The following is a 9,162-nucleotide window of genomic DNA, read 5'->3' as shown; positions in this document are numbered from 1 at the left end:
CGCGGCATCGAGAACTTAGGAGCCGGTCCACGACGAGGATCATCCGCACGTGCGCGGGTGGGCGAGCATCTTTGACTACGCCGAGGCGCTCTACAACAACAACCGACACTTATCGCTGGGGTTCTTATCCCCGGTCGAGTACGAACGGGCGCACGAACAGACCCACCGTTTACTTCGGTTCCATTTTTCTTGGGGAAGATCAGTTCCAGCGAGACATCATCGGCAACCCGTTTCGCGCTACTGTGCGCTCCCGCTTGGCACACTTCCACAGTAGTCGCGCTGGCGATGTGCGAGTCTCGCGAGTTCGGCGCAATGCCGATCCGCGCCGACGCGCTTTAGGACGCCGGGTGCGACGACACGGACCCCTCGACCACTGCCGTGGTGCCGGTCCGCACGTGCGCGGAGGGGCGGAAAGACGTGGGGCTGCGAACGCTAATCGCCTGTCACATTCCGCGCTCGTCAGGTATCAATCCACTCGCGCGCCGAATTATCGCGCCCCCGATTATCGCGGCGTTTTTCGTCGGTATACACGAGTGGTCGGTTTGTCCTATACTGTGCCAATCCGCGATTGCACGTGACGGCGGCGCGGAGCGCACACCAACCTCTCGAGGAGTCGCCAAAATGTCCGAGGAAGTGAAGCCGGCACCCGCACAAAACGCGCAGCAGCAACAGGTGCAGATCCCGGTGGACGTGACGAACCGGGAAACGGTGTACGCGAACTTCGTTCAGGCCCACTTGAACGCGGACGAGGTGTACCTGGAACTGGGCACGTTCTCCCAGGTGGTGACGCCGGCCGGTCCCGACCCGATCACGCTGACCCACCGGGTCATCATGAACTTCGTGACCGCGAAGCGCCTGGCCGACTTGCTGAAGCGGGCAGTGGCCCAGCACGAGCAGATGTTCGGCGTGGTCGAACTCGACCCGAACCGCCGGCTCCGCGTGCCACAGCAACAGCGCCCGAACGGGATGTGATTCGAGCGCTCGTGAACGTGAAAAGGCCGCGGCCCGGGCTCACTGAGTCCGGGCCGCCGCCTTTTCACGTTGCAGAATGTAGTCCGCCCGCTCGCGAGTGGGGCTTGGCCTGGAACCGTGTGGTAGGTGCCCCGACTTGTGGAGCCAACCGCTCGCGGAGCGAGCGGACTACACTTCTATGCGCGTTGCTTGGCTGTGCGATTGGCGTCTTGGCTCGTGGAGTCAACCGCTCGTGGACCACACTTCTGCGAGCGGATTGCACTCCCGGCCCCATCATCACTTCTTCGCCGGGAGCGCTTCGGGGGGCAGTACGGCCGCGTGCTTCGGGGCGGGAACGCCCAGCGCCCACGCGAGCGTCGGCGCGACTGATAGCGACGACACCTTCTCCGCGCGCTTGCCGAGTGGGGGAACGCCCGCCCCGTACACCAGGAACGGGATGTGTGCGTCGTAGGGGTGCGGGCTGCCGTGGCCCGTTCCGGTCGTGTACTTCGAGATCTGTACACCGGCCTTGGGAATGATGATGACGTCGCCGCACCGGTCCGGGTGGTACGCGAGCACAACGGGCTTCTTGAACGGTTGCTCCGGCGGGAACTTCCCGTCTTCGAGCTCCTTGCGCGTGAACGCCGTCTCAACGTACCCGCGCCCGGCTGCGAAGTCGCGTGCGCGCTCGGCGACGTCCTCGATCTTCAGTTTCCGGGCTTCGATGGTCTTGTAATTCAAGTAGAGCCACGGCCACACGTCGTCGTCGAAGACCTCGAGCCACTTCGTCTTGACGTCGGACTTGCCGTACATCTCGGTGAGTGCCGATTCGAGCCCGGCGGCCAACTCCTCGGTCGTCGCGCGCTGCGCGGCCGGGTACTTGGCCTTCGTGGACGGGAGTTCCGGGAGCGGGCACACGCCGTGGTCGGCCGTGACGACCACCGTGTACTTCCCTTTACCAACTTCTGCGTCGAGGAAGGCGAGGAACTCGCCGACGAGTTTGTCGGCCCGCAGCGTCACGTCCATCACCTCCTGCGAGTCCGGGCCGTACTGGTGCCCGATGATGTCGTTCGAGGAGAAACTGACGCACAGCAGATCGGGCACCGCCCCGCGCCCGAGTTTCTCCGCGGTGACGGCCTTTTTCACCAGGCCGAACAGCATCTCGTTGCCGGCGGGCGAGCACTCCAGGGCGGAGTAGTAGGGCTTCGCGGGCGCTGAGAGCTTGCCCTTAAACGGGTGCGGGAACGTGAGCCCCTGGCCGTTGTAGCCGGCCCCCTCACCCAGAGCGTCGTCCGGGCCGCTGAACTTCGCGTAGTCGAGATCGGGCCGCAGCCGGTCCCACTTCTGCTCGAACCACGCATCGGCGGGCTTCGCGGCATTGAACTCGGTGACCCACGGGTGCGGGGCGTCGCGGTAGAACGCGCCGGTGTGGAACTGGCCGTCGCGCGTGTCGAAGCAGTACGCGCCGGTCGGCTTCTGACCGCCCATCAGCACCGCGGTGCGGTCCTTGATGGAGAGCGAGAACACGCGCCCCTTGCCCTTCGTGGTCTCGTTGAGCGAGTCGGCCACCGTTTGTGCGAGCAGGCGCTCGGGCGAGTAGCCGGTGGCCGCCCCGCGCCCGGGCTTGCCCAGGTTCTCGGGCACCGGCGGAACGAGGCCGTACACGCGCTTCGGCTGGCAGCAGTACATTTGCGTGCCGGTTTTACGATCGAACCACTCGTTCTCGATGATCCCGTGAACGCTCGGCGGCGCGCCCGTCGAGAGCGAGGCGTGCCCGGGGCCGGTGGACGTGCAGGAGTAGGGGATGTGGCACTCACTGAACCACATCCCGTCCTTTTTGATGCGCTCGAATCCGCCGGGGCCGTAGAGCTCGGCCCAGCGCGAGATGTAGTCGCCGCGCATCTGGTCGAACACGACGAGCACGACGAGTTTGGGGCGCTCGGTCGCGGCCCCGGGATCGCCGCCGGGCTGCGTGCCGGGATCGACCGGTGCGGGTTCGGGGCGCGCTTGGCGCTTGGGTTCGGGCGGGCGCAGCAGGAAGTACCCGCCGACCCCCGCGACGGTCGCGAACACGAGCAAAGCACCAAGAATGACCGAGATACGCGGCATGTGAACTCCGGGCGAAAGCGAAGAACCTATCCCCGTCACTCGAAGAGAAGGGGAGAACGCCATCGGCTGTTTTAAGCCCCTCTCCGTTTAGGGGAGGGGTTGGGGAGGGGTTAGATGAAGAACCTAACCCCCCACCCCCCTTCCCTAAAAAGGAAGGGGGAGAAGATCGAGACAGTGACGGTTCGTGCGTTTGCCCCCGGTCCTTCTCTTCGACGGGCTAAGCGGTTACTTCCCGTCGTTTTCGAGCAGTTCCCACTTCTCGCCGAAGAACCCGGCGCGTGCGACCTTACCCGGGTAGCGCGAGTTCGGCGGGGTGGTGACGTCGATCACCGCGTAGTCCGGGAGCTTCGACACCTGGCGGGCGTTGTTGAGGTAGTCGTACTCGCGGAACGTGAACCCGCTGTTGAGGACGACGTACTTCTTCGGGTTCAGTGGGTTCGGGTAGATCAGCACCGGGACGTGGGTGCCGGCGTCGTAAGTGTCCTTGCCGACCACCACGCCCTTATCGGTCCACTTGATGGGCAACTTGTCCGCGATCTTCGCGAGCACCGCGTTGCTCGACGGGTCGCCCCACAGGACGAGGTTGCTGTTCGCGATGTCGGCGTCCTTGATCTCGGTGTCGCTCTTCACCGGCGCGTCGCCGCGGAACTGCTTCTGCCAGTGCTCGACCGCGTGCTTCATTTCCTTCGCCGCCCACGCGCCGACCTTTTCGTTCGCTGCTTTCCCGGTGGGCTTGACCATCACGAACGAGTCCATGAATGCGTCGTCGATCGGCCCCTGGAGGCCGGAGACTTTCTTCAACTCGTCGGGCAGGTTGCCCGGCACGGCCCAGCGCCCGACGACTTTGACGAACTGTTTGACCCGCGGCTTGTCGGTCAGGATGCCTTTTTCGGTCAGGATCGTTTTGCCGTCGATCTTCACCACGATGTCGCGCTCGTGGGTCGTGATGTTGAACGCGGTGACGCCGCTCGTGGTCAGCTCGTAGGTACCTTCCGCGGTCTTGCCCGTTACGTTGGCTTCGGACCAGTGCTTTTCCAATCCGGTGATTTCGACCCACCCACACTGGTTGTACCGGAGGGTGTATGTGGTGAACTTGATCTCCTTCGGCACAGCGGGTTTGCCCTTTTCCACGAACGCATCGATCTGCTTGTTGACCTCGGCCTTGGCGCCTTTTTCGTAGCTGTGGCCGGTCTTCGGGCCGATGACGTGCGTGAGTTCCAGGCCCACCTTCTTCATCTCCCGCGCCATCACGTCGGCCGCTTGCTTCTGCGAGTCGACTTCGCCGCTGTACGCAACCGTCGGCAGGTTGAAGATGTTCACCGCGGTATCGGTGGCGTTGTACATGTGCCACAGCTTCTGCTCGTACCACGTCGGTTCGAGCTTCTCCTGCTGGAACACTTTGAGGAACTCCGGCGTTTCGCTGAAGCCCGCGCCGGGCGCGTTCGCGGCCCATAGCGTCGGGTAGTGAACCGCGTACTGCCAGCACGCGGCCCCGCCCATGCTGAACCCGCGCGCCACCAGCCGCGAATCGTCGATGCGGTAGTGCTTTTTGGCGTGTTCCAGGCACTCGAAAGTATCGATCTCCCCCGCAAACTTGTTCGCGTTGCTGAAGCGCCCGAACGGGTGAAGGATGAGGGCACCGGGGGCCGGGATGATGCCGCCCGTGCCGGGCGAACCGGCCATGAACCCCGCTTCGACGACGTTCTCGAACCGGCCGTGCCACCAGAAATCGAGCCGGTGCTTGGTCTTCGCGGTGAAGTCGTAGTCCTTCGGGACGATGAGCCAGTACGGTTGCGCGCTCCCATCGATCTTCGATGTGTACGCGCGGAGCACGCTCCCGGTCTGCGTCGCCCACGGCGCCTGGCCGCTCTTGAGTTGTTTCGCGCGCTCGAGGCCCGCCGCGAGCGCCTTCTTCACGTTCGTTGCCGGCTTCGCGCCCTTGCCGTCGTAAATCTCCTTGTACTCGAGCGCCCACCGCACCGCCTTCTCGTACACCTGCACGTCCGGCAGCAGGTCGTGCTTCCCGATGTCCTTGATGAGCTGCTGGAGTTCGGCCAGTCCCTTTTTGATCTCGTCCGCGTCGGCATCGGGGATGGCGTTCCCGACCGGCGGGACCGGCCGCACGCTGTCGGCGATGTTGTCTTTGGGGCCATCGGCACGGGACGCGCTCGCCGGCAGCATGGCGAGGCTAACGGTGGCCGCTGCGAACAGGGCAGCGGTGAGGGCGCGTGGCAGCGCGAACATGGGAGCACCTCCGGGGTGTCGGTTGGTTACGGCAGTGTAAGCCGGCGGGTGTGCGGAGTCAGCCCCTGAAAGGTCCGCGTTCGGCGTTTCGCTCCCGGCGCGTTCAGCGCGCGAGCGGCCGGGGGCATTTCGCCGTCACGAAACACCGGACCCGGGGCCGGCGCTCCCCTTCTCCGCCCGGCGCGAGTCTGCTAGAACGACGGTTGAGCGTTTCACACACCGGGACCGTCCATAAGGAAGTGGAGTCCCTTAACTGGAGGTTTCCAGTGGCGTCTACGAAGATGATCGACATCCGGCGGGGCATGGTGCTGAACATGGGCGGCACCCTCTTTTACTGCCTGGACCGCGACCTGAACACGCCCGGGAACTGGCGCGCGATTCTGTACCTCAAGCTCAAGAACATGACCACGGGGTCGATCACCGACGAGCGCGTCCACCCGGACGACAAGGTCGACGTGGTGTACCTCGACACCAAGGACTACTCGTACTCCTACAAGGACGGCGAGGACTTCGTGTTCGTCGACAAGGAGACGTTCGAGCCGGTCACGCTGTCGGGCGACATGGTCGGCGACATGATGAAGTACCTGCGCGAGAACGACGACGTGAAGATCACGTTCTACGACAGCAAGGCGCTGTCGATGGAACTGCCGCAGACGGTGACGCTGAAGGTGATCGAGACGGAGCCGGGCATCAAGGGCGCGACCGCCGCCGCGCAGACGAAAGCGGCCACGCTGGAAACGGGCCTGGTGATCCAGGTGCCGTCGTTCATCACGCAGGGCGAGCTGATCGAGGTGCAGACCGAAGACGGCAAGTACCTCCGCCGCTCGAAGGAAGGCAAGTAGCACACCGCGGTCGGTCGGGTGGGTCGAGCCGGCTCTACGGCGACGGCCCACCACCCCACATCTGCACCCGCACACACCACTTCACATCGTGTGACGGTACCCACGAGACGCGACGCGCGCGGGAGAGTAAAATCCCCGCATCTCTCCTCACCGAGCCGCGCGATGAACTCACCGAACACGTTTCAGACGATTCCCGGGCAGGACGATTTACAGCAGGTCGAGCGCGATTTGTCGTTCCACCCGTGTACCAACACGAACCCCAAAGTTCTCACGCGCGAACAGATCGACCACTTCAACCGTGCCGGCTACATCCTGCCACTGCGCATCTTCACCGAAAGCGAAGTCGCGGAGCTGCGAACGTACTTCGATAACCTGCTCGCGAAGTACGTGTCGGAAGGCAAGGACAGTTACTCGATCAGCTCGGCGCACCTGCGCCACGGGCGGGTGTGGGACGTGCTCACGAACCCGCGGATCGTCGCGATCGTGTCGGACCTGCTCGGTGAGAGTGTGGTCGCGTGGGGCTCGCACTTCTTCTGCAAAATGCCCCGGGACGGCAAAACGGTGAGCTGGCACCAGGACGCGAGCTACTGGCCGCTCACGCCGAGCAAAGCCGTCACGGTGTGGCTCGCCATTGACGACGCGGACCGCGGGAACGCCTGCATGAAGTACATCTCGGGAACACAGGGATTGGGCCACCTCACGTACCAGTTGAGCGAAACGGACGAGAGCAACATTCTGAACCAGACCGTGCCCGAAGTGGAGAAGTACGGCGCCCCGGTGTTCGTGGAACTGAAGGCCGGCGAAGCCTCGCTCCACTCCGACCTGTTGCTCCACGGGTCCGACGCGAACACCAGCGACCGCCGGCGCTGCGGGCTGACGCTCCGGTACACGCCCGGCGACGTTCACGCGCACATGGGGTGGCACGAGAAGGGCGTGGTCGTTCGCGGTGAAACTCCGGCGCACTGGAACAACCGCGCCCGGCCGAACGAGGAGTAACGTGGACGGTCCCGCACTCCCGGACGAATCGAACGTGTTTGGTTCGCTGCACACGTCCCGGTCGCCGGAGTTCGTGGCGCGGGCGTTCGCGCGTTCCGGGTGGGACGTGCGGAAGTGCTCGTGGACCGATTACGAGATCACGTGCGAGTTCGCGGAACTGGTGATCGAACGGTCTGCGGTGGAACCGGAGTACGTGCTGATTCATGGCTCCGTCGCGGACGTTCGTGCTAATTTACCGCGCGTCACCGAACCACTCGCCGCGGCGGGCATCCCTTACTCTTTGGAGTGCTACAACGCGGAACGCGATCTGATTCACCACGCTCGTGGATGAAACTAATGGAGCGCCATCGATGGAGATTAGGGCACCAGTTCTTACGGGGCGATGGGTGCGCCTGGAACCGCTCGCGGAGGAGCACCGCGCGGGCCTGCGTGCCGCGGCCGTCGACGACCGGATCTGGGAGCACATGACCGTGTGCGGCAGCGGGGCGGGGTTCGATGGGGTGTTTGACGACGCCCTCGCCCTGCGCGACGCCGGCAAGCGCGTGCCGTTCGCCGTGCGGTTACTTTCCACCGGCGACCTCGTCGGCTGTACGAGCTACCTGGACCCGGTTCCGCAACACAAGCGAGTCGAGATCGGGTGGACGTGGTACCGCCCCGATCAGTGGGCCAGCGCGGTGAACCCGGAGTGCAAGTTCCTCCTCCTCGCACACGCATTCGACACACTCGGACTAAACCGCGTGCAGCTCCTTACCGACCTCCGGAACACGCGCTCGCAGGCCGCGATCGCCAAGCTTGGTGCCACGCGCGAGGGCGTGTTGCGCGCGCACATGATTACACACGGCGGGCGCGTCCGCGACAGCGTGCTGTTTTCGATCACCGCGCCCGACTGGTCGCGCGTGAAGGACGGGTTACTCGCGCGCCTCGCCGCGTTCGAGAAGGGGTAGTCGGGCGCTATTTTTCGGGCTTCGCGAGCTGCCCCCGCAACTCGCGCACTTCTTGCTGTAATTGGCGCAGGAGCACGCTCTGGGCTTCCAGGTGCTCCAGCACCACGCGGATCTCTTCCTCGGCCTTCAGGTTGATCTCGTAATCGTTCTGGGCGCGCACGCGGTCCATCGTGGCGACGCGGTTCTGGCTCATCATAATCATCGGCGCGGTGTACGCGGCCTGGAGCGAGAGGAACAAGTTCATCAGGATGAACGGGTACGGGTCCCAGTGCTCCAGCCACGCGACCACGTTCAGTGCCCCCCAGACTAGAAGGAGCGCCGACTGGGTGCCGATGAACCACCACGACCCGACCACACCGGCCACGCGGTCGGCGGCCCACTCGCCCCACGTGAGGCCATCGGTGACGACCTCGTTCACGTTGCGCACGGGCGGGTGGTCGTGCTCGTAGGGCTCGGGGAATTGCGGCTGCATGATTGGCGCGTGGGGTTAGTGTTCGTGGGGCGCAGACACTTTACCGAAGGCGGTCGGCGCAATGAAGGGCAAGCCCGTGCCCTGCTTGATGTGCTACAGCGGTCCTACAATCTGCGCATTCTCGCCGTGAGGAACGGCCCGGTGCCGGAACGGAGCCCGCTCGTGAGTGACCGCAAGATTCGCGTGCTGTTCGTGTGCGTGGAGAACAGCAACCGCAGCCAGATGGCACAGGCGTTCGCCGTGATGTACGGCGGAGATGCGGTCGAGGCGCTGTCCGCGGGGAGCCGGCCGAGTGGCAAGGTGAACCCGAAGGCGGTCGCGGCGATGGCCGAGTTCGGGTACGACCTGACCGCGCACGCCTCGAAGGGGTTGGGCGACTTCAACGGCACCGAGATCGATGCGGCCGTGACGATGGGGTGCGGCGATGCGTGCCCGCTCGTGAAGGCGAAATACCGGTACGACTGGCAGATCCCCGACCCGCGCGAGATGCCGCCCGAAGAGTTCCGCAAGGTCCGTGACCTCATCGGTGGAAAAGTGCGTGCGCTGTTGGGGGAGTTGGGTGTAGACTCGCGCATAGTGTAACCACTCCCGGCCCCAACCGCGG

At 64.6% G+C, this 9,162-nt stretch carries 10 protein-coding genes; 7 read left to right on the top strand and 3 right to left on the bottom strand.

Translation table 11 applies throughout. The features are described 5' to 3' along the window. Positions 1 to 49: 49 nt before the first annotated feature. Both J8F10_RS41055 and J8F10_RS38130 read left to right on the top strand, forming a co-directional pair. Positions 50 to 274, top strand: coding sequence for an IS3 family transposase (locus J8F10_RS41055; protein ID WP_390891159.1), 225 nt, complete (start codon positions 50 to 52; stop codon positions 272 to 274). Between the two features lie 347 nt (positions 275 to 621). Beyond that, on the top strand, positions 622 to 972 hold the full coding sequence (locus J8F10_RS38130; protein ID WP_210663715.1) for a DUF3467 domain-containing protein: 351 nt from the start codon (positions 622 to 624) through the stop codon (positions 970 to 972). A gap of 276 nt (positions 973 to 1,248) precedes the next feature. On the opposite strand, the gene J8F10_RS38125 is transcribed toward J8F10_RS38130, so the two are convergent. Beyond that, positions 1,249 to 3,060 (bottom strand): alkaline phosphatase family protein, encoded by a 1,812-nt coding sequence (locus J8F10_RS38125; protein WP_210663713.1) that lies wholly within the window; start codon positions 3,058 to 3,060, stop codon positions 1,249 to 1,251. Between the two features lie 225 nt (positions 3,061 to 3,285). Further along, positions 3,286 to 5,304: a prolyl oligopeptidase family serine peptidase gene (locus J8F10_RS38120; RefSeq protein ID WP_210663711.1), complete on the bottom strand. Its 2,019-nt coding sequence runs from the start codon at positions 5,302 to 5,304 to the stop codon at positions 3,286 to 3,288. A 266-nt stretch (positions 5,305 to 5,570) separates the two neighbouring features. Between J8F10_RS38120 and efp the strand changes: the two genes are divergently transcribed. The 4 genes from efp (at position 5,571) to J8F10_RS38100 (ending at position 8,086) form a co-directional block, all read left to right on the top strand. Further along, positions 5,571 to 6,146: an elongation factor P gene (gene efp / locus J8F10_RS38115; protein ID WP_210663709.1), complete on the top strand. Its 576-nt coding sequence runs from the start codon at positions 5,571 to 5,573 to the stop codon at positions 6,144 to 6,146. A gap of 162 nt (positions 6,147 to 6,308) precedes the next feature. After that, positions 6,309 to 7,142, top strand: a complete 834-nt coding sequence (locus J8F10_RS38110) for a phytanoyl-CoA dioxygenase family protein (protein ID WP_210663707.1) — start codon at positions 6,309 to 6,311, stop codon at positions 7,140 to 7,142. A 1-nt stretch (position 7,143) separates the two neighbouring features. Continuing rightward, positions 7,144 to 7,473: a hypothetical protein gene (locus J8F10_RS38105; protein WP_210663705.1), complete on the top strand. Its 330-nt coding sequence runs from the start codon at positions 7,144 to 7,146 to the stop codon at positions 7,471 to 7,473. Positions 7,474 to 7,528: 55 nt separating this feature from the next. Beyond that, on the top strand, positions 7,529 to 8,086 hold the full coding sequence (locus J8F10_RS38100; protein ID WP_210663703.1) for a GNAT family N-acetyltransferase: 558 nt from the start codon (positions 7,529 to 7,531) through the stop codon (positions 8,084 to 8,086). Positions 8,087 to 8,093: 7 nt separating this feature from the next. On the opposite strand, the gene J8F10_RS38095 is transcribed toward J8F10_RS38100, so the two are convergent. Next, positions 8,094 to 8,558, bottom strand: coding sequence for a DUF1003 domain-containing protein (locus tag J8F10_RS38095; RefSeq protein ID WP_210663700.1), 465 nt, complete (start codon positions 8,556 to 8,558; stop codon positions 8,094 to 8,096). A gap of 162 nt (positions 8,559 to 8,720) precedes the next feature. Between J8F10_RS38095 and J8F10_RS38090 the strand changes: the two genes are divergently transcribed. Next, positions 8,721 to 9,140, top strand: a complete 420-nt coding sequence (locus tag J8F10_RS38090) for an arsenate reductase ArsC (RefSeq protein ID WP_210663698.1) — start codon at positions 8,721 to 8,723, stop codon at positions 9,138 to 9,140. Positions 9,141 to 9,162: the final 22 nt, after the last annotated feature.

The sequence above is a fragment of the Gemmata palustris genome (assembly GCF_017939745.1).
GTDB lineage: Bacteria > Planctomycetota > Planctomycetia > Gemmatales > Gemmataceae > Gemmata > Gemmata palustris.
Note: the sequence above shows the minus strand (reverse complement) of the source record. Positions and strands in the feature narration are given on the sequence as shown.

What these genes read in the sequence shown, in the direction of transcription:
- J8F10_RS38120 (WP_210663711.1), bottom strand. Translation starts at nt 5,304, where the DNA reads ATGTTCGCGCTGCCACGCGCCCTCACCGCTGCCCTGTTCGCAGCGGCC.
- J8F10_RS38130 (WP_210663715.1), top strand. Translation starts at nt 622, where the DNA reads ATGTCCGAGGAAGTGAAGCCGGCACCCGCACAAAACGCGCAGCAGCAA.
- J8F10_RS38110 (WP_210663707.1), top strand. Translation starts at nt 6,309, where the DNA reads ATGAACTCACCGAACACGTTTCAGACGATTCCCGGGCAGGACGATTTA.
- J8F10_RS38095 (WP_210663700.1), bottom strand. Translation starts at nt 8,558, where the DNA reads ATGCAGCCGCAATTCCCCGAGCCCTACGAGCACGACCACCCGCCCGTG.
- J8F10_RS38125 (WP_210663713.1), bottom strand. Translation starts at nt 3,060, where the DNA reads ATGCCGCGTATCTCGGTCATTCTTGGTGCTTTGCTCGTGTTCGCGACC.